Consider the following 21,064-nt stretch of genomic DNA (forward strand, 5'->3'; position numbering starts at 1 on the left):
ATCCTCGGCACAAGGCCGAGGAAGACGCCGAGTAAAGAACGAGGTTGTCAACAAACTGGGGCCAGTGACGCGCCGGCCCTGACAGTGGTTCAGCCGAGATAGTCGCGCTTGCCGATCGGAGCACCCTGGCTACGCAGGATGGCGTGGGCCGTCGCGACGTGAAAATAGAAGTTCGGCAGGGCGAAGGTGGCGATATATTCGTCACCCGGCAGCACGATACCACTCTTTCCCGGCAGGGTGATCTGGCGGGTTTCTGTGCCTTCCAGTGCTTGCGTGGAGAAGCTGGCGAGATAGGTTTCGGTCTTTGCCAGGCGCTCACGCAGGTCGTCGAACGTCGTTTCGTTATCCTCGAACTTCGGGGCGTCGGTCGCCGTCAGGCGGGCGAGCGCAAATTTGGCGGTGTCGCTGGCGCGCTGATACTGGCCGGAGAGCGGCAGCATGTCGGGCGCCAGGCGAGCGGCGACCAATATTGCGGGATCAACATTCTTTTCCTTCGCATAGGCTTCGGCCTTGTCGAGGTAGGTTTTCAGGCTGGCGAGGCCGCGCTGGAACATCGGAACGGTGAGGCGATACATCGAAATGGACATTTGTCCTGTCTCCAAAATCTTCAAATGATTGGGTCGCGGCGGGAGGTCGAAGGCGTTTGCGGCCGGGAGCCTGTCTTCGACCCTCCCATAAATGGATGCTCGTTTCGTCTTTCACAACACTGACAATGCGGGCCTCGGTCCTCAAGCCCGCATGGCATTGCGCTCTCATCACGTTCTCGCCGCCGCTAAAGATGCTTGACGTCGTTCCCAGAAAATGGAATGAATATTCCGCAGAACGGATTTGACGGTTTGTTTGTTCCGTTTTGTGGAGCGCCGCGGGAGAGGTGGTGCGGAGAATTGCGGCTTCAGAGCAAATGCCTGGAGCTCCGGCGTGAGGAGGGTGCAGCCGGGCACCGCTTTGTGGAGGAAGTAAAATGAAAAAGTTTATCCTGGGCACTGCGATGGCGCTCGTCATGTCGACGGCGGCTCACGCGGAAACTGTCGGCGTCTCGATGGCGAAATTCGACGACAATTTCCTGACGGTTCTGCGCAACGGCATGACCGATTATGCAAAGACCCTCAGCGGTGTGACGCTGCAGGTCGAAGACGCACAGAACGACGTTTCCAAGCAGCAGAGCCAGATCCAGAATTTCATCGCCTCAAAGGTCGATGCGATCATCGTCAACCCAGTCGATACCGATGCGACCACGGCAATGTCGAAGCTCGCGGCCGATGCCGGCATTCCGCTGGTTTACGTCAACCGTCAGCCGGTCAACGTCGACACGCTGCCGGACAATCAGGCCTTCGTCGCTTCCAACGAGCAGGAATCCGGCACGCTGGAAACCAAGGAAATCTGCCGCATTCTCGGCGGCAAGGGCAAGGCCGTCGTCATCATGGGCGAGCTTTCCAACCAGGCTGCGCGCATGCGGACCCAGGACGTTCATGACGTCATCAAGACGGATGAGTGCAAGGGTCTAGAGATCGTCGAAGAGCAGACGGCCAACTGGGACCGCACCCAGGGCGCCGACCTGATGACCAACTGGCTCTCCAGCGGCATTGAATTCGACGCCGTGATCTCCAACAACGACGAAATGGCGATCGGCGCCATCCAGGCGCTGAAGGCAGCCGGCAAGGATATGACCAAGGTTGTCGTCGGCGGCGTCGACGCTACGCAGGACGCGCTTGCCGCCATGCAGGCGGGCGATCTCGACGTCACGGTGTTCCAGGATGCCGCCGGCCAGGGCAAGGGCTCGCTCGATGCAGCGCTCAAGCTCGCCAAGGGCGAAAAGATCGAAAAGAAGGTCTACATTCCCTTCCAGCTCGTGACGCCTGCCAACGTCAAGGACTTCGTCACCAAGAACTGAGGCGAACGCTACACGGGATGCGGGCTTTGCCCGCATCCTTTTCGCCTACCCGTATCCGGAGGAGATGATATGGCCGTCAGCCCGACAACCATGGCCGCCGTGCGCGCGAGCGGTGCAGTTCCGAATGCGGAATATCTCTTGAGCGCCGAGGGTGTCCGCAAGGAATTTCCCGGTGTCGTCGCACTTGACGACGTGCAGTTCCGGCTGAAGCGCGCCTCCGTGCATGCGCTGATGGGCGAAAACGGCGCCGGCAAATCGACATTGATGAAGATCCTCGCTGGCATCTATACGCCGGACAAGGGCGATATTCGCCTGAAGGGCATCGAGATCCAGCTGAAATCTCCGCTCGACGCACTGGAGAACGGCATTGCCATGATCCATCAGGAGCTGAACCTGATGCCGTTCATGACGGTCGCCGAAAATATCTGGATCCGCCGCGAACCGAAGAACCGCCTCGGTTTCATCGATCACGGCGTGATGCACCGCATGACCGAGGAATTGTTTACTCGGCTCAATATCGCCATCGATCCCGATATCGAGGTCCGGTTCCTGTCGGTCGCCAACCGGCAGATGGTCGAGATCGCCAAGGCGGTTTCCTATAATTCCGACGTGCTGATCATGGACGAGCCGACTTCGGCGCTGACCGAGCGCGAGGTCGAGCATCTTTTCCGTATCATCCGCGACCTCAAGGCCCAGGGCATCGGCATCGTCTACATCACCCACAAGATGAACGAGCTTTTCGAGATCGCCGACGAGTTCTCCGTCTTCCGTGACGGGCGATATATCGGCACGCATGCCTCGACCGACGTCACACGCGACGACATCATCCGCATGATGGTCGGGCGCGAGATCACCCAGATGTTTCCCAAGGAAGAGGTGCCGATCGGCGAGGTCGTGCTTTCCGTCAAGGATCTGTGTCTCAACGGCGTCTTCAAGAACGTCTCCTTCGAGGTCAGGGCCGGCGAAATCCTTGGCGTGGCCGGCCTCGTTGGTTCCGGGCGGTCGAACGTCGCCGAAACGCTGTTTGGCGTGACGCCGGCAAGCTCCGGCTCGATCGAACTCTACGGCAAGCCGGTGGCCATTTCTTCGCCGACCGAGGCCATCCGCAATCGAATGGCGTTCCTGACCGAGGACCGGAAAGATACCGGCTGTCTGCTGATCCTCGATATTCTCGAGAACATGCAGATCGCCGTTCTGCAGGACAGATATGTCAAGGGCGGCTTCGTGCAGCAGGGCGCAGTCGAGGCAACCTGCGAAGACATGGCAAAAAAGCTGCGCGTGAAAACGCCCAATCTTTACGAGCGGGTGGAAAATCTTTCGGGCGGCAATCAACAGAAGGTGCTGATCGGGCGCTGGCTGCTCACCAATCCGCGCATTCTCATCCTCGACGAGCCGACGCGTGGTATCGATGTCGGCGCCAAGGCGGAAATCCACCGGCTGGTCACGGAGATGGCGCGAGACGGTGTGGCGGTGGTGATGATCTCATCCGAGATGCCCGAGGTTCTGGGCATGAGCGACCGCATCATGGTCATGCACGAAGGACGCGTCACCGGTTTCCTCAATCGTGACGAAGCAACGCAGATCAAGGTGATGGAGCTGGCTGCGCAGTGATGCGTTGACGGCGATCGCCCAAGGGAGGTTTGACATGACTACCAAGGCAGCAGAGGGCGCGGCTCCGCTCGCAACCCGGCAAAGGCGGCGGCGCATACCGACAGAACTCAGCATTTTCCTCGTGCTCGTCGGCATCGCGCTCATTTACGAAGTGCTCGGCTGGATGTTCATCGGCCAAAGCTTCCTGATGAATTCGCAGCGTCTGACGATCATGATCCTGCAGGTCTCCGTCATCGGCATCATCGCCGTCGGCGTCACGCAGGTCATCATCACCGGCGGCATCGATCTTTCGTCGGGCTCGGTCGTCGGCATGACGGCGATGATCGCAACAAGCTTCGCCCAGTCCTCGACCTGGGGACGGGCCGTCTTTCCCTCGCTGACCGACCTGCCGGCTTTCGTGCCGATCGTCGTTGGTCTGCTGATCGGCGCGGCTGCCGGCCTCGCGAACGGCGCACTCATTGCCTACACGAAGATCCCGCCGTTCATTGCTACGCTTGGCATGTTCGTTTCGGCCAGAGGCGTGGCGAAGTGGTATACGAAGGGACAGCCGGTTTCCGGGATCACCGAACAGTTTCATTTCATCGGAACGAAAGCCTGGCCGGTTGTCGTCTTCCTGGTCGTTGCACTGATCTTTCACATTGCGCTGCGCTATACGCGTTATGGAAAGTTCACCTATGCCATCGGCGCGAACCCACAGGCCGCGCGTGTTTCCGGCATCAACATCGAGGCGCATCTCGTCAAGGTCTATGTGATTGCGGGACTGCTCGCCGGCCTCGCCGGTATCGTCACGGCAGCACGTGCGGAAACCGCACAGGCCAGCATGGGCGTCGGATATGAACTCGACGCGATCGCCGCGACCGTCATCGGCGGCACCTCGCTCACCGGCGGCGTCGGGCGCATCACCGGCACCGTCATCGGCACCATCATCCTCGGCGTCATGACCTCCGGCTTCACGTTCCTGAGGATCGATGCCTATTACCAGGAGATCGTCAAAGGCCTCATCATCGTCGCGGCTGTCGTCATCGACGTCTACAGACAGAAGAAACGCCGCAAGCACTGATTTCCGGCAGCGTGATCCGATAGTTTTGCGGGGGCCTCGGCCCCCGTTCCGTTTTGAGAGCACGATGCCGAAGACTGTGAGCGGTTTTCGGACGACATCACGCTCTAACTATTTAACTTAGAAGAGCATTCTGATTTTAAGCTGAACTGGCCGAAAATCATCCTGTTCCAGCGTCGATGACGGATTTTTAAAAAAAGGGTGGCGAATTCCGTCAGCTTTTCTATTCTGCCGCTTCATTCGCCCGCTCGGGCAGCGCAGGAAAACAGATGCAATTCGTATTTGACGGTCACAACGACGTTCTCCTTCGACTCTGGACACATTCAAAAGACGGCAGCGACCCGATCGCGGAATTCGCAGACGGCACTACGGTCGGACATATCGATGCGCATCGGGCAAGAGAGGGCGGTCTTTCAGGCGGTCTCTGCGCCATCTACATTCCCTCGGGCGATCTCGTCTTCGCCGATCCGGATGCCGATGGCCGCTATATCACGCCGATGGCGGCCCCTCTCGATCCGCTGCCTTCGCTTGCCATCGCCAATGAAATGGCGGCGATCGCGTTGCGGCTCGATCAGGCCGGCGCCTGGCGGCTCTGCCGGACAGTCAAGGATATCCGCGGCGCCATGGCGGATAACATTTTCGCCGCCGTCATGCATATGGAAGGCTGCGAGGCGATCGGCGCCGATCTCGCAGCGCTCGAGGTGTTCTACGCGGCAGGGCTGCGGTCGCTCGGTCCGGTCTGGAGCCGGCACAATGTCTTCGGTCACGGCGTGCCCTTCGCCTTCCCGATGTCGCCGGATACGGCGCCGGGCCTGACCGATGCCGGCTTCGCGCTGGTCAGGGAATGCAATCGTCTCGGCATTCTGATCGACCTTGCCCATATCACCGAGAAGGGTTTCTGGGACGTGGCGAAGAAAACGGACCAGCCGCTGGTCGCCAGCCATTCCAATGCCCACGCCCTGACGCCGGTCGCGCGCAACCTGACGGACAAGCAGCTCGATGCGATCCGCGAAAGCCGCGGGCTCGTCGGCATCAATTATGCCACCGCCATGCTGCGCGCCGACGGCCGCTCGGACAGCGACACGCCGCTTGCCGACATGATCCGCCACATCGACTATCTTGTGAACCGCATCGGCATCGACTGCGTGGCGCTCGGATCGGACTTCGACGGAGCCACCATTCCAGAGGAAATCGGTGATGCGGCTGGCAATCAGAAGCTGATTGCCGCTCTCAAGGAGGTTGGCTATGGTGATGCCGACCTCGCAAAACTTGCCCGTGAAAACTGGCTTCGTATTCTGGCCCAAGCTTGGCGGGAGGACCGCGCCTAAGCCTTTCCTAATCCAATCAAAAAACAGGGGAACAGACCATGATGATGACCAAACTCAGCCGCAATTTTCGCATGCTTTCGGCGGGAGCCGCTCTTTCGCTGCTGATGATGGCGGCACCCTCGGCGTTCGCCGAGACTCCGAAGGATACGCTGGTCGAAGGATTTGCCATCGACGATATCATCACGATGGATCCGGGCGAGGCTTTCGAGCTTTCGACCGCCGAAATTACCACCAACAGCTACAGCCTGCTCGTCCGTCTCGATATGGACGACACGTCCAAGGTGAAGGGCGATCTGGCCGAAAGCTGGAGCGTTTCCGATGACGGTCTCACCTATACGTTCAAGCTGAAGTCAGGCCTGAAATTCGCTTCCGGCAACCCGATCACCGCCGAAGACGTCGCCTGGTCGTTCGAGCGCGCCGTCAAGCTCGACAAGAGCCCGGCCTTCATCCTCACCCAATTCGGCCTGACCGGCGACAACGTCACGGAAAAGGCCAAGGCGGTCGATGCCGGCACCTTCGTCTTCACGGTCGACAAGGCCTATGCGCCGAGCTTTGTGCTCAACTGCCTGACGGCAACGGTCGCTTCCGTCGTCGACAAGAAGCTGGTGCTGGAGCATGTGAAGGCGGTGACGCCCGATGCCGACCACAAATACGACAACGACTTCGGCAATGAATGGCTGAAGACCGGCTATGCCGGCTCTGGCCCCTATAAGATGCGCGAATGGCGCGCCAACGAAGTCGTCGTGCTGGAGCGCAACGACAATTATTATGGCGACAAGGCAAAGCTCAACCGCGTCATCTACCGCTACATGAAAGAAAGTGCTGCCCAACGCCTGGCGCTCGAAGCCGGTGATATCGATATCGCGCGCAATCTCGAGCCGGGCGATATCGACGCGGTTTCGAAGAATGCCGATCTCGCGACAACGAGTGCGCCGAAGGGAACGATCTATTATGTCAGCCTGAACAACAAGAATGAGAACCTTAAGAAGCCGGAAGTCCAGGAAGCCTTCAAATATCTGGTCGATTACGATGCGATCAGCGCAACGCTGATCAAGGGTATCGGCGAGATCCATCAGACCTTCCTGCCAAAGGGTCAGCTCGGCGCACTCGATGAGAATCCCTACAAGCTCGATGTCGCCAAGGCCAAGGAACTGCTGGCCAAGGCCGGCGTACCCGACGGTTTCTCGATCACGATGGACGTACGCAACAGCCAGCCGGTGACCGGTATCGCTGAATCCATGCAGCAGACGCTGGCGCAGGCCGGCGTGAAGATGGAAATCATCCCCGGCGACGGCAAGCAGACGCTGACCAAGTACCGCGCCCGTACCCATGACATGTATATCGGCCAATGGGGTTCGGATTATTTCGACCCGAATTCCAATGCCGACACCTTTACCGGCAATCCTGACAATTCCGATGCCGGCACGGTGAAGACGCTCGCGTGGCGCAACACCTGGGAAGCGCCGGAACTCGACAAGCAAGCCAAGGCAGCACTTCTGGAACGCGACGCTGCCAAGCGCGCCGCCATATATCAGGACATCCAGAAGAAATATCTGGCAAACAGCCCCTTCGTCTTCATCTTCCAGCAGACCGAGGTGGCCGGCTACCGCAAGAGCGTGAAGGACTTCAAGCTGGGTCCGAGCTTCGACACCAATTTCGTCGGTCCGATCGCCAAGGAATAGTCCGGCGGGATTGGTCGCTTGAGCACCGTCGAAACAACGCAGGAGGCGCGGCCCCGGAAGGGCCGTGCTAGGGCCTTTGCAAAGGCGCTAGGGCGGTTTCTCTTTGCCGCCGTCACCACCTATCTCGGCCTTCTGGCCGTCACCTTCTTCATCGGCCGCGTCGTGCCGATCGATCCCGTGCTCGCCATTCTCGGCGACCGCGCGCCCAACCACGTCGTCGAGCGCGTACGCCAGGAAATGGGCTTCAACCTGCCGCTCTATCAGCAGTTCTTCATTTATATCAAAGGCATCCTGTCCGGCGATTTCGGCAATTCCGTACTGACGACCAATCCCGTCATGGTCGATATCCGCCGGGTGCTGCCGGCGACAATCGAGCTCGCGACGTTCGGAACGCTCATCGGCGCCTTCGTCGGCGTACCGCTCGGCGTTCTCGCCGCGGTGCGCCGCGGCAGCATTGCCGACCAGGTGGTGCGTGTCATCGGCCTCGTCGGCTATTCGGTGCCGATCTTCTGGCTGGCGCTGATCTCGCTCGTCATCTTCTATGCGCGACTGCGCTGGGTGGCCTTTCCCGGCCGCATCGACATCGTCTTCGAATATACGTTCACGCCGATCACCGGCCTCTACCTGCTCGACAGCGCCTGGCAGGGGCAATGGGACGTCTTCTATGATGTCTTCCGCCACATCATCCTGCCTGCCTCGCTGCTCGGCTACTTCTCGCTCGCCTATATCAGCCGCATGACGCGCAGCTTCATGCTGAACGAGCTTTCCCAGGAATATATCGTTGCCGCGCGCGCTAAAGGGCTTTCGGAAACGCGGGTGATCTGGGGCCATTCGCTGCGCAATGCCGCGGTGCCGCTGGTCACCGTGATTGCGCTTTCTTATGCCGGCCTGCTCGAAGGATCGGTGCTGACCGAGACTGTCTTTTCCTGGCCGGGCATCGGGCTCTACATCACCAATTCGCTGCAGAACGCCGATATGAACGCCGTGCTGGGCGGCACGATCGTCATCGGTACGGTCTTCATCGGTATCAACCTTCTGTCCGATCTTCTTTACCGGACGCTCGACCCGAGGACGCGAAACCGATGACGGTTCCCGCCAACCCATCCCAGCCGATGAGCCGCCGCGAATGGCTGCTCTCCGACCGGCCGCAATCGCGCCTGCAGGCCCGCCTCGGCCGCACCTATGTCACATGGCGGCAGTTCACGGCCAACAGGCTCGCCGTCGTCGGTTTGCTGATCATCGTGGCGCTGCTTTTCATCGCCGCCTTTGCCGATGTGCTCGCCACGCACAATCCCGTTGTCGGCGATCTGCGCAATGCCCGCCTGCTGCCGCCCGGCACGGGGGGATTCTGGCTCGGTTCGGACGACCAGGGCCGTGATATCTATTCGCGGCTGATCTACGGATCGCGATTGACGCTGCTCGTCGTCGTGCTCGTCGCCGTCATCTCGGCACCGGTCGGGCTGATTGTCGGTACGGTCTCCGGTTATGCCGGAGGCTGGGTGGATGCGACGCTGATGCGCATCACCGATATCTTCCTTGCCTTTCCGAAGCTGGTGCTGGCGCTCGCCTTCGTCGCAGCCCTCGGTCCCGGCATCCAGAACGCGATCATCGCCATCGCCATCACCTCCTGGCCGCCCTATGCGCGCATCGCGCGCGCCGAGACGCTGACGGTCCGGCGTTCCGACTATATTTCGGCGGTGAAGCTGATGGGCGCCTCGCCGCTTCGCATTATCGTCCGCCACGTCATGCCGCTCTGCATTTCCTCGCTGATCGTGCGCGTGACGCTCGACATGGCGGGCATCATCCTGACGGCGGCGGGTCTCGGTTTCCTGGGTCTCGGGGCGCAGCCGCCGCTGCCGGAATGGGGTGCGATGATCGCCTCGGGACGGCGCTTCATCCTCGATCAATGGTGGGTCGCGGCGATGCCCGGCATTGCCATCCTCATCGTCAGCCTCGGCTTCAATCTTCTCGGCGACGGCCTGCGCGACGCGCTCGATCCGAAGGAGAGCGGCCAATGACGACACTTCTGACGGTGGACAAGCTCAGGGTCAGCTATCCCACGCGCACCGGCGTGATCGAGGCCGTACGCGGCGTCTCCTTCACGCTCGGCAAGGAAAGGCTCGGCATCGTCGGCGAATCCGGTTCCGGCAAGTCGCAGACCGGCCGAGCAATCATGGGCCTGACGCCGAAACACGGTATCGTCACGGCCGACAGGCTTAATTTCAACGGCATCGATCTCATCAATGCGTCAGCCGGCGAAAGGCGCAGGCTGCGCGGCAAGCGCATCGCCATGATCCTGCAGGATCCGAAATATTCGCTCGATCCCGTCATGTCGATCGGACGGCAGATCTGCGAAACGCTGCGCACGCATGAGAAGGTCGGCAAGGCGGAGGCGCGCGAGCGCGCGCTCGCCATGCTGGAAGCGGTGCAGATCCGTGACCCGAAACGTGTCTTCGACCTGCATCCGCACGAGGTCTCGGGCGGTATGGGACAGCGTGCGATGATCGCCATGATGCTGATTGCCGGGCCCGAGCTGCTGATTGCCGACGAGCCGACCTCGGCGCTTGATGTGACGGTGCAGCTCGACGTGCTGCGGATCATGGACAGACTGGTGTCCGAGCGCGGCATGGGGCTGATCTTCGTCTCCCACGATCTGAGGCTGGTCTCTTCCTTCTGCGACCGCGTCATCGTCATGTATGCCGGAAAGATCGTCGAGGAGCTGGCGGCCGCCGATCTCAAACATGCGCAGCATCCCTATACGCAGGGCCTGCTGAACTGCATGCCCGAGATCGGCGCAAACCGTCATCCGCTGCCGGTGCTCGACCGCAAGCCGGAGTGGGCGGCATGAGTGCAGCTCTCGAGATCGACGATCTCAGCGTCATCTACGACCATTTTCATGCCTTGAAGAATGTCAGCATCACTGTCGAACGCGGCGAATCCTTTGGTCTCGTCGGCGAGTCCGGCTCGGGAAAATCGACCTTGCTGCGGGCCGTTGCCGGACTTGCGCCGGTCAGCGGCGGCGCGATCAATGTCGATGGCGAGCCGCTGAAAGGGTCGAAACGCAGCAAAGTCTTCTATCGGCGCGTGCAAATGGTCTTCCAGGATCCTTATGGTTCGCTGCATCCGCGTCAGACGATCGACCGGCTTCTGCTCGAACCGCTTGCGATCCACGGCATCGCCGACAGCGAGAAGCGGATCGCCCGCGCGCTTGACGAGGTCGGCCTCGGCAATGGTTTCCGTTTCCGCTACCCGCACCAGCTCTCCGGCGGCCAGCGCCAGCGCGTGGCGATCGCCCGGGCTTTAATCGTGGAACCGTCGATCCTGCTGCTCGACGAGCCGACATCGGCGCTCGACGCCTCCGTACAGGCCGAGGTGCTGAACCTGCTGGAAGAGATCCGACGCGACCGCAAGCTCACCTTCGTGATGGTCAGCCATGATCTTGGTGTCGTCACCCATATGTGTGAAAGGCTCGCCGTGATGCGCAACGGCGCCGTCGTCGAGCGGCTGAGCTCGCAGGAACTGGCGCAAGGCGCGGTTCACGAGTACTATACGAGAAATTTGATGATCGCGAGCAAGGGTTTCGTCAAAGCCTGAAAGCCAATCTTTTCAATCTCTTGAAAAGAAAGGACCGGCGGCGGTGTTAAGGATAATGTTTTCCTAAAAGACGACCATTCGACTAGACTATTGACAGCTGCCTTGCTTCTGTCATGATCCCGTTAACGTTTGTTAGCTTTCGTGATCGATGGAGGTTGATTGCATGTTCTTTCTCGGTGGGATGACCATGGGTTACCTCGATCCTCCTGTTAAAGCCGATCGCCGGGAACAGATTTCGGCATCCATTCCTGCGGAAAAGGACCGTCGGCTGATCGAGACTTCTTCCAACCCGCCGCAGAACGAGAACGCCGTCGAGCGCTCGTTGATCTGGGCATGGCGCACGCTCTGCTAAAAGGGCTGGTTGAATTTTCTCTTCCGTTCGCTCTAGACGGAATTTTATCTCTACCTACTTGATAGAGAAAATAAGAATATAAGCGCGAGCCGCACAACCGGCCGCACGAGAACAACGGAGGCGACATATGGCAGATCTGGGTATTTCGCATGCTCACGTGAACCAGTATGGTTCCGTACCGACCAAGAAGCCGCTCACCACGCGCCACAGGCTTCAGACGATGCTCCATGGAGCGATCTTCACCGCAGCATTCCTGTTCGTCGTAGCCTTGGTTTGCGGGGTCGTCGGGTAACTCGGGTGGATGATGAGCGTCGGCAGATGCCGGCGCTGCGGCGGTTTCCCGCCTTTATTGAATTCTAGAACATTTAATTTGTCTCGGCATTCTCCTGACACTCAAATGTCAAAAGGAGAATGGTCACGAGAGGCATTTGTTTTGGTGATCGGCATTCCGATCCCATCATTCTTCTCTACTTTATCGCGCCAACTAAAACGCGCCCCATCGACTTGATCGCGAGCGGAAGCGGCGTGGGCCACAACCGCCTAAACCGCCTCCGGCCGCTTGGACAGGCAGTCTTCTGTCTTTCGTTTTTCTGAAATCGAAGAGCTCTTGGATTGCCGGAACCAGGTGCCGGCATTTTCGTCATTTCCACCGCCCAGACAAGCTCGCCGGGTCGCGGCGCATGCCTCTTGACTTGAATTTTCCCGATAGTGTCCAAATTTTCGACATGGCTTTCGTGGAGAGGGTATCGATGGTCTTGATCCCGTCGGGTCACGTCCTGGACAGGGATCAGCCCGTTTGCATTGCTTGGCCCGAGTGTCGTTCACCCCGGCTTCATCGATCTTTGAAGAATAGGGCTCCGTTCATGTAGCAGTCATGATAAGCAGTGCAAAAGGCTGAGCAAAACAGCCATAACTTCGTTTGGATCCAGAACCGAACCCATGTCTATTTCTCATCTTTCTCCGAGCCTTCCGCGCGAACCCGATATGAAGCAGATCGATCACAACGGTTCGATCCGCTCGACCTATCTGTCGATCGAGGACATCAAGGCGATGGGCGATGCGGTCGCCCGCAACGGCGTCGACCAGCTGCCGGCTTTCGCCCCCTTCGATTTCTTTGCGCGCCATAAGGAAAACGAGAAGGAAATCCTGCGCGTCTACCGGACGACGGCGACCGACGTCGAGGCTGGCGAGACGATCACACCGGCGGCAGAATGGCTTCTGGACAATCACTATATCGTCGAAGAGGCGATCCAGGAGGTGCGGCGCGATTTCCCCCGGCGCTTCTATCGCGAATTGCCGACCATGGTCGTCGGCGGCGTCGAGGTACCGCGCACCCTCGTACTTGCCTGGCTCTATGTCGCCCATACCCACAGCACGATCTCGCAGGAAAGTCTGACGGCGCTGGTCGACGGCTTCCAGGCCAGCGAGACGCTCAAGATCGGCGAACTCTGGGCGTTGCCCTCTCTCGTGCGCTACGTGCTCGTGGAAAACCTTCGCCGCATTTCGAGCCGTGTCGAAGCTAGCCGCCGGCTGCGCCGTCGTGCCAACGAGGCGGCCGACGAATTGGTGCGCCTGACCGACCCGGCCGGGGCGGCCGCCTATCTGAAGACGCTGGAACCGCTTGCCGAGGACAATACCTTCTCGACGCAGTTCCTCTATCGCTTGCGCGACGGTTCGCAGACATCGAGCCTGGCGATCACCTGGCTCGATGCGCGGCTGGAAGAACTCGGCCGCAACACCGAAGAGACGACGACGGCCGAACACAGCCGGCTCTCTTCCGGCAATGTGACGATGGGCAACATCATCCGCAGCCTGCGCGAGATCGACGATGCCGAATGGTCGGTCTGGGTCGAGCAGGTCAGCCATGTCGACAAGCTGCTCTGGGAGCATTCGGATTACGGCATCCTCGATTCCGGCTCGCGCAACAAATACCGCAAACAGATCGAGAAGCTGGCCAAGCGCTCGCCGCTGTCGGAAATGGAAATCGCCCAGCTGGCGCTCGACATGACCGATGCCGCCAAGGCCTCCGACGAGCCGCAGCCGCATGAACCGAATGTCGGCGGCTTCCTCTCGGGCGCGCAGCGGCCGAAGCTCGAGGCGCGGGCGAACTATCGCCCGACGGTCATCCAGCATTTCGTGCGCGCCGTGCGCCGGTTCAACTGGCTAGCGATTGCCGTGCCCGTTATGCTGCTGACGGTCATCGCCATGGCGATCGTCGGCAAGTTCATGGCGAATGCCGGCATGGGTGCGTTTGAAATCGCCCTGCTGCTGATCATGTTCTCAGTGCCGGCGTCGGAGGGGGCGACAGGTCTCTTCAACACCTTGCTATCCTTCTTCGTGACGCCGGCGCGCCTCGTCGGCTACGAGTTCAAGGAAGGCATTCCGGAAGATGCGCGCACGCTGCTCGTCGTGCCCTGCCTGATCTCGAACCGCGACAGTGTCGACGACCACGTGCGCAATCTCGAGGTTCATTATCTCGCCAATCCGCGCGGCGAGATCTATTTCGCGATGCTGAGCGACTGGCCGGACAGCGAGGCGGAGGAAACGCCTGCCGATCTCGAGGTTCTCGATTATGCCAGGCGCGAGATCGCCAATCTCTCCGCTCGCTATGCCTATGACGGCAAGACGCGTTTCTATCTGTTGCATCGCCGCCGACTCTACAATCCCTCGGAAGGCGTCTGGATGGGCTGGGAGCGCAAGCGCGGCAAGCTGCATGAGCTGAACATGCTTCTGCGCGGTGACCGCGACACGACCTATCTGCCGGGCGCCAATGCAGTGCCGGCCAATGTGCAATATGTCATGACGCTCGATGCCGATACGCGCCTGATGCGCGATGCCGTCACCAAGCTCGTCGGCAAGCTCTATCATCCAATCAACCGCCCGGTCATCAATCCGAAAACCGGCCGCGTCGAAAGCGGCTATGGCGTCTTGCAGCCGCGGGTCACGCCGTCGCTGACGACGGGCAAGGACGCGTCGGTCTTCCAGCGCGTCTTTTCCATCAACCGCGGCCTCGATCCTTACGTCTTCACCGTTTCCGACGTCTATCAGGATCTCGCCGGCGAAGGCACCTTCACCGGCAAGGGCCTTTACCATGTCGATGCCTTCGAAGCGTCGCTGAAGGGCCGGATCGACGAGAACTCCGTGCTCAGCCACGATCTTCTCGAAGGCTCGATGGCGCGTTGCGCGCTCGTCACCGATCTCGAACTGGTGGAGGATTTCCCGATCCGCTACGAGGTGGAAACTTCGCGCCAGCATCGCTGGGCGCGCGGCGACTGGCAGCTTCTCCCCTACATGTTCAATCCGAAATACGGTGTCACGGCGCTCGGCCGCTGGAAGATGTTCGACAATTTGCGCCGCTCGCTGACGCCGATTGCCTGGTTCTTCGCTTCCGTGCTCGGCTGGTATTTCATGGGCCCGCTCGGCGCGCTCATCTGGCAGATTCTGCTGATCTTCTGCCTCTTCGTCGCGCCGACGCTGTCGCTCATCAATGGCATCATCCCGCGCACCAGCGATATCATCGCCCGCGCCCATCTCTATACGGTCTGGTCCGATATCACGGCCGCCAATGCCCAGGTTGCGCTGCGCATCGTCTTCATCGCCGATTCGGCCTGCATGATGGCGGATGCGATCGGCCGTTCGCTCTACCGTCTGTTCGTCAGCCGCAAGCTGATGCTGCAGTGGCGGACCGCGGCCAGCGTTCAGGCCGGCGGCCAGGGCACGTTGCTCTCCTATTACAAGGCAATGTGGCATGCACCGGTGCTGGCGCTGCTGGGGCTCGGTTTCGCAGCCCTTCCCGGCGACAACGCCTTCCTTGTCGGCATTCCCTTCGCGCTGCTGTGGATCCTGTCACCTGTGGTTGCCTGGTATGTCAGCCAGTCGGCGGAGACCGAGGACCGGCTGGAGGTCGCCGATTCCGTGTCGAGCGAACTGCGCAAGATCGCCCGGCGCACCTGGCGTTATTTCGAGACTTTCACAACGGCCGAGCAGAACTATCTGCCGCCGGACAATATTCAGGAAACGCCGCATGTGATCGTCGCGGCGCGCACCTCGCCGACCAATATCGGCGTCTATCTGCTTTCCGTTGTTTCCGGCCGGCATTTCGGCTGGTTCTCCTTCGAGGAGACGCTCGAGCGGCTGGAGCAGACGATCGCGACGATCGATAGAATGGAGAAATTCCGCGGCCATCTATTCAACTGGTATCACACCGATACGCTGCAGACGCTTGGCCCCCGTTACGTCTCGGCGGTCGACAGCGGCAATCTCGCCGGCCATCTGATCGCCATTTCGTCGGCCTGCCGCAACTGGGCCGAGGCGCCGTCCGCGCATATGCAGGGCAATCTCGACGGCGTCGGCGACACCGCCGGCATTCTCCGCGAAGTGCTGGCGGACCTGCCCGATGACCGCAAGACCGTGCGCCCGCTGCGCCGTCGCTTGGAGGAGCGCATCGTCGGCTTCCAGAACGCGCTTGCCGCCGTCAAGCGCGAGCATGAATTCGCCTCGATCCGCATCATCAACCTCGCCGTTCTCGCGCGCGATATCGAGAAGCTCGCTGCCAATCTCGACCATGAGGTCAAGTCGAAGCAGAGCGAAGAGGTCACCCAATGGGCGGCATCGCTCGTGAAGGTCTGCGAGGCGCATATTTCCGACAGCACCTTCGACCTTTCCAAAGTCGATGCGCTGAGGCCGCGCCTGGTGGCGCTGCGCGACAAGGCGCGCGATCTCGCCTTCTCGATGGATTTCGGCTTCCTGTTCCGGCCGGAGCGGCGTCTGCTGTCGATCGGCTATCGCGTCGAAAGCGGTGAACTCGACCAGGCCTGCTATGACCTTCTCGCATCGGAATGCCGCCTGACCAGCCTCTTCGGCATCGCCAAGGGCGACTTGCCGACGGAACACTGGTACCGCCTCGGCCGCCAGGTCGTGCCTGTGGGGTCGCGCGGTGCGCTGGTTTCCTGGTCCGGCTCGATGTTCGAATATCTGATGCCGCCGCTCGTCATGCAGGAGCGCGGCGGGGGTATTCTCAACCAGACCAACAATCTGGTCGTCGTCGAACAGATGAATTACGCCCGCAAGCTCGGCATTCCCTGGGGCATTTCGGAAGCGGCCTTCAATGCCCGCGACCATAACCTCAATTATCAGTACACGAATTTCGGCGTGCCGACGCTCGGCCTGAAGCGCGGTCTCGGCCACAATGCCGTTATCGCGCCCTATGCCTCGCTGCTTGCCAGCCAGTATGATCCGCCGGCCGCGCTGGAAAACCTGCAGAGGCTGCGCAAGCTCGGCGCACTCGGCAAATTCGGTTTCCACGACGCCGTCGACTTCACGCCGACGCGCGTGCCGGAAGGCAAGAAATGCGCGGTGGTCTACAATTATTATGCCCATCACCACGGCATGTCGATCGCGGCGGTTGCCAATGTCGCCTTCAACGGTCATCTGCGCGAACTCTTCCACGCCGATCCCGTCATCGAGGCGGCTGAACTGCTGCTGCAGGAAAAGGCGCCGCGCGACATTCCCGTCATGAGCGGCAAGCACGAGTCCGATACGCCCGCCAGCATCCAGGACGATCTCCTGCGGCCGGAGCTCAGGAAGATCAGTGATCCGGCTTCGCGCGACCGCGAACTCGTGTTCCTGTCGAACGGCCATTATTCGGTGATGCTGACGGCGACGGGCGCCGGTTATTCCCGCTGGAACAATCTTTCCGTTTCCCGCTGGAAGCCTGATCCGACTGAAGACCGCTGGGGCAGCTTCATCTTCCTGCGTGATACCGCCACCAACGAATGGTGGTCGGCGACATCAGAGCCGAAGGGCGTCGAAGGCGAAAAGATCATGGTCGAATTCGCCGACGAGAAGGCGCAGTTCACCAAGATTGTCGGCGACCTCACAAGCGAGGTGGAGTGCATCGTCGCGACCGAGCATGATGCCGAGGCCCGTCGTGTCACGCTGCTCAACATGGGAACGGAAGACCGTTTCATCGAGGTCACCTCCTATCTCGAGCCGGTGATCACCTCCGACGATACCGACAATGCGCATCCGGCATTTGCCCGCATGTTCGTCAAGACAGAGATCGGCAAACGCGGCGACGTCATCCGCGCCGAACGCAACAAGCGCGATCCGAACGAGCCGAACATCAGCATCGCACATCTGATCGTCGACAATGCCGGCGACACCCGCCATACCGAATTCGAGACCGACCGGCGCAAGTTCATCGGCCGTGGCCGCAGTCTTGCCGATGCGGCGGCCTTCGACCCGGGTGCTACGCTTTCCGGCAGCGACGGCTTCATGCTCGATGCCGTCATGTCGCTGCGTCGCACCGTCCGCGTACCGGCCGGCAAGAAAGTCAGCGTGATCTTCTGGACGATTGCGGCGCCAAGCCGCGAGGAAGTCGACAAGGCGGTCAATCGCTACCGTCATCCCGACGCCTTCACCCACGAGCTCGTCCAGGCCTGGACACGCACGCAGGTGCAGATGCGCCATGTTGGCGTCACCTCCCAGCAGGCGGCGGCCTTCCAGCATCTCGGACGCTATCTCGTCTATCCCGACATGCAACTGCGCAAGGACGAGGCGACTGTCGAGGCCGGCCTGCAGTCGCAATCGGCGCTCTGGCCGCTGGCGATCTCCGGCGACTTCCCGATCTTCACGCTGCGCATTAACGACGATATGGATCTCGATATCGCCCGCGAGGCGCTGCTGGCGCAGGAATATCTGCGCTCGCGCGGCGTCACCGCCGATCTCGTCATCATGAACGAACGCGCTTCGTCCTATGCGCAGGACATGCAGCATGCGCTTGACGCCATGTGCGAAAACGTGCGCCGCATGGGCCAGGCCGACGGGCTGCGCCAGCATATCTTTGCAGTTCGCAAGGACCTGATGGAGGAAGCCACCTATCACGCGCTGATCGCGGCTTCGCGCGTCACACTGCATACCAAGAACGGCAAGGTGGTCGACCAGATCAACCGCGCCGTGGCGCTGTTTGCACCCTCCAAGGAGGAGTTGCAGGAGATGGAACGGGCCGAGCGGAACAAGGCCCCCGTCAAGCGTGTTGCGCCGGTGCCGCCACCTGTCGTGCCGGCCGTCGTCATCGAAGAGGAAGGCGATCTCGACTTCTGGAACGGTATTGGCGGCTTTGCCCGCGACGGACGCGAATATGTCGTTCGGCTGCCCGGAGGTCATGCGACGCCGCAGCCCTGGATCAATGTCATCTCCAATGACAAGTTCGGCTTCCATGTGTCGGCCGAGGGCTCAGGCTTTACCTGGAGCGCCAATTCGCGCGACTATCAGCTGACCTCCTGGTCGAACGACGCCGTGGTCAATCGTTCGGGGGAGGCGTTCTATCTCACCGATCTGGACAGCGGTGCCGTCATGACGCCGTTCGCAGCGCTTTCCCGCCGCCCGGACATCCGGTTCGAAGCCCGCCACGGGCTCGGCTATTCCGTCTTCTCCAGCGTTCAGCACGATATCGCACTCGAGCTGACGCAGACGATCGACCGCGAAAAGCCGGTGAAACTGCAGCGCCTTCGCTTGCGCAATACCGGTTCGGCCCGCCGTAAGCTGCGTCTCTACGGTTATGTCGAATGGATCCTCGGCAGCAATGCGGCCCGCACGGTGCCTTTCATCCTGTCGAGCCGTGACGAGGAGACGGGGGCGCTGTTTGCCACCAATCCCTACAGCATCGATTTTTCCAACCGCACCGCCTTCTTCGCGGCGAGCGAGACGCTTTCGAGCTTCTCGGCAAGCCGGCGCGAATTCATCGGCAAGGCGGGAACGATCCAGGCGCCGCAGGCCGTCACCTCCGCCGCCGGCCTGTCCGGTACGACCGATCTCGACGGTGATCCGGCCGCGGCTCTTGCGATCGACATCGAGCTCGGCGCCGGCGAGGAGCGTGACTTCACCTTCTTCCTCGGTGATACGCCGACGGAAGAAGAAGCGCGCACCGTCATTGCCGATATTCGCAAGGCTTCGTTCGACGATGCCGTCGAGGCGAACCGCGCCTTCTGGCGGGATTTCACCGGCAGGCTGCAGATATCGACTCCGGATCGCGGGATGAACAATCTCGTCAATACCTGGCTGCCGTATCAGAGCCTCGGCTGCCGCATTATGGCCCGTACCGCCTTCTATCAGGCAAGCGGCGCCTTCGGCTTCCGCGACCAGTTGCAGGACACCTTGGCCTTCGTGCTGCACGAACCCTCGCTTGCCCGCCGGCAGATCCTGAATGCCGCTTCGCGGCAATTCCGCGAAGGCGATGTCCAGCATTGGTGGCTGCCGGGAACGGGTGCCGGCGTGCGCACGTTGATCTCGGACGACGTCGTCTGGCTCGCTTATGCGATCCATCACTATTGCAGCGTCACCGGCGACAAAAACGTGCTCGACGAGGAGATCGCCTTCCTGGAAGGGCCGGCACTGCTCGAAGGGCAGCACGACTCATTCTACAAGCCGGAGATTTCCGAAGACAAGGCAAGCGTCTACGAACACGCGGCGCTGGCGCTCGATCTCGCCATCGCCCGCAAGGGGGAAAACGGCCTGCCGCTGTTCCTCGGCGGCGACTGGAACGACGGCATGAACCGCGTCGGCATCGGCGGGCGCGGCACCAGCGTCTGGCTCGGCTGGTTCCTGGCGGGCGCATTGCGCTCCTTCATCCCCAATGCCGAAGAGCGCGGCGACACGGTCCGGGTAGAGCGCTGGTCGGCGCATCTCAGCGAGCTGAAGAAGGCGCTCGAAACTGCGGCCTGGGACGGCGGCTACTATCGCCGCGGCACGTTCGACGACGGTGCACTGCTCGGCTCCAGGGAAAGTCCGGAATGCCGGATCGATTCGATCGCGCAGTCCTGGAGCGTGCTGTCGGGCGAGGGCGATCCGGCCCGCGCCGTCACGGCGATGGAGGCCGTGCTCGACCAGCTGGTCGACGAGGATGCCCGCATCATCCGGCTGTTCACGCCGCCTTTCGTCAATTCCGCCAGGGATCCCGGCTATATCAAGGCCTATCCGCCGGGTGTGCGTGAAAATGGCGGGCAATATACCCATGCCGCGACCTGGGTGGTGATGGCGCTGGCGGAGCTGAAGCGGGGCGACGATGCCTTCCGCTGCTTCCAGATCCTCAATCCGATCACCCATGCGCTCGACAAGGCTTCAGCGGAGCAATACCGTGTCGAACCCTATGTCGTGGCGGCTGACGTCTACGGAAACGAGCCTTATACGTCGCGCGGCGGCTGGACCTGGTATACCGGGTCAGCCGGCTGGCTCTACCGCGCCGCCGTCGAGGGCATCCTCGGTATCCGGCTGAAGGACGGCCGGCTCTATGTGCGCCCGTCGCTCCCGTCGGAATGGGACGGTTTTGCGGCAGAGGTGGAGCAAGGCGGCGGGAAATACCGCATTTCGGTCTCAAAAGCGTCCAATGACAGCGGCTACACTCTGTCAATCAACGGCTGCGAAGTCACCGATCCCGAAGAGGGATATCCGCTCGGATAACAGCGTTCTCCACGCTGAAAAACACGGCGATTCGCGATGGCCAAAAGGGAACCCTTTTGGCCATCGTCGCGTTTGCAAATCGGATAATAA

Annotated in this window: 13 protein-coding genes; 12 read left to right on the plus strand and 1 reads right to left on the minus strand. The window is 60.9% G+C overall.

What is annotated here, in order from left to right; genetic code table 11:
• Positions 1 to 89 precede the first annotated feature (89 nt).
• Positions 90 to 587 carry a DUF1993 domain-containing protein gene (locus A6U98_RS09440; protein WP_064649484.1) on the minus strand — a complete coding sequence of 166 codons (498 nt, stop codon included), beginning with the start codon at positions 585 to 587 and terminating at the stop codon, positions 90 to 92.
• Between the two features lie 374 nt (positions 588 to 961).
• Between A6U98_RS09440 and A6U98_RS09445 the strand changes: the two genes are divergently transcribed.
• From A6U98_RS09445 to A6U98_RS09495, 12 genes are all read left to right on the plus strand, one after another.
• Positions 962 to 1,891, plus strand: a complete 930-nt coding sequence (locus A6U98_RS09445; protein WP_064649487.1) for a sugar ABC transporter substrate-binding protein — start codon at positions 962 to 964, stop codon at positions 1,889 to 1,891.
• A 69-nt stretch (positions 1,892 to 1,960) separates the two neighbouring features.
• Complete coding sequence (locus A6U98_RS09450) at positions 1,961 to 3,502, plus strand: sugar ABC transporter ATP-binding protein (protein ID WP_018448348.1); 1,542 nt, start codon at positions 1,961 to 1,963, stop codon at positions 3,500 to 3,502.
• 34 nt (positions 3,503 to 3,536) lie between these two features.
• On the plus strand, positions 3,537 to 4,562 hold the full coding sequence (locus A6U98_RS09455; protein WP_011653996.1) for an ABC transporter permease: 1,026 nt from the start codon (positions 3,537 to 3,539) through the stop codon (positions 4,560 to 4,562).
• A gap of 266 nt (positions 4,563 to 4,828) precedes the next feature.
• Positions 4,829 to 5,887 carry a dipeptidase gene (locus A6U98_RS09460; RefSeq protein ID WP_064649489.1) on the plus strand — a complete coding sequence of 353 codons (1,059 nt, stop codon included), beginning with the start codon at positions 4,829 to 4,831 and terminating at the stop codon, positions 5,885 to 5,887.
• Positions 5,888 to 5,925: 38 nt separating this feature from the next.
• Positions 5,926 to 7,569 (plus strand): ABC transporter substrate-binding protein, encoded by a 1,644-nt coding sequence (locus A6U98_RS09465; protein WP_064649490.1) that lies wholly within the window; start codon positions 5,926 to 5,928, stop codon positions 7,567 to 7,569.
• 18 nt (positions 7,570 to 7,587) lie between these two features.
• The gene (locus A6U98_RS09470; RefSeq protein ID WP_064649492.1) at positions 7,588 to 8,655 is read left to right on the plus strand and encodes an ABC transporter permease; all 1,068 of its coding nucleotides are present in this window, start codon (positions 7,588 to 7,590) and stop codon (positions 8,653 to 8,655) included.
• Complete coding sequence (locus A6U98_RS09475; protein ID WP_020052146.1) at positions 8,652 to 9,587, plus strand: ABC transporter permease; 936 nt, start codon at positions 8,652 to 8,654, stop codon at positions 9,585 to 9,587. Before A6U98_RS09470 ends, A6U98_RS09475 begins: the two co-directional genes overlap by 4 nt.
• Complete coding sequence (locus A6U98_RS09480; RefSeq protein WP_064649494.1) at positions 9,584 to 10,417, plus strand: ABC transporter ATP-binding protein; 834 nt, start codon at positions 9,584 to 9,586, stop codon at positions 10,415 to 10,417. The genes A6U98_RS09475 and A6U98_RS09480 overlap by 4 nt, the downstream gene beginning before the upstream one ends.
• Positions 10,414 to 11,163, plus strand: a complete 750-nt coding sequence (locus A6U98_RS09485; protein ID WP_064649496.1) for an ABC transporter ATP-binding protein — start codon at positions 10,414 to 10,416, stop codon at positions 11,161 to 11,163. The genes A6U98_RS09480 and A6U98_RS09485 overlap by 4 nt, the downstream gene beginning before the upstream one ends.
• A 163-nt stretch (positions 11,164 to 11,326) precedes the next feature.
• A complete protein-coding gene (locus tag A6U98_RS09490) occupies positions 11,327 to 11,515 on the plus strand; it encodes a hypothetical protein (RefSeq protein ID WP_064649498.1) in 189 nt (62 codons plus the stop codon).
• Positions 11,516 to 11,642: 127 nt separating this feature from the next.
• Positions 11,643 to 11,807, plus strand: coding sequence for a hypothetical protein (locus A6U98_RS37115; protein WP_184501524.1), 165 nt, complete (start codon positions 11,643 to 11,645; stop codon positions 11,805 to 11,807).
• 647 nt (positions 11,808 to 12,454) lie between these two features.
• Positions 12,455 to 20,974 (plus strand): glucoamylase family protein, encoded by an 8,520-nt coding sequence (locus A6U98_RS09495; protein ID WP_064649500.1) that lies wholly within the window; start codon positions 12,455 to 12,457, stop codon positions 20,972 to 20,974.
• Positions 20,975 to 21,064 lie beyond the last annotated feature (90 nt).

Origin of the sequence: Rhizobium sp. WYCCWR10014 (assembly GCF_001657485.1) — a bacterium.
Classification (GTDB): domain Bacteria; phylum Pseudomonadota; class Alphaproteobacteria; order Rhizobiales; family Rhizobiaceae; genus Rhizobium.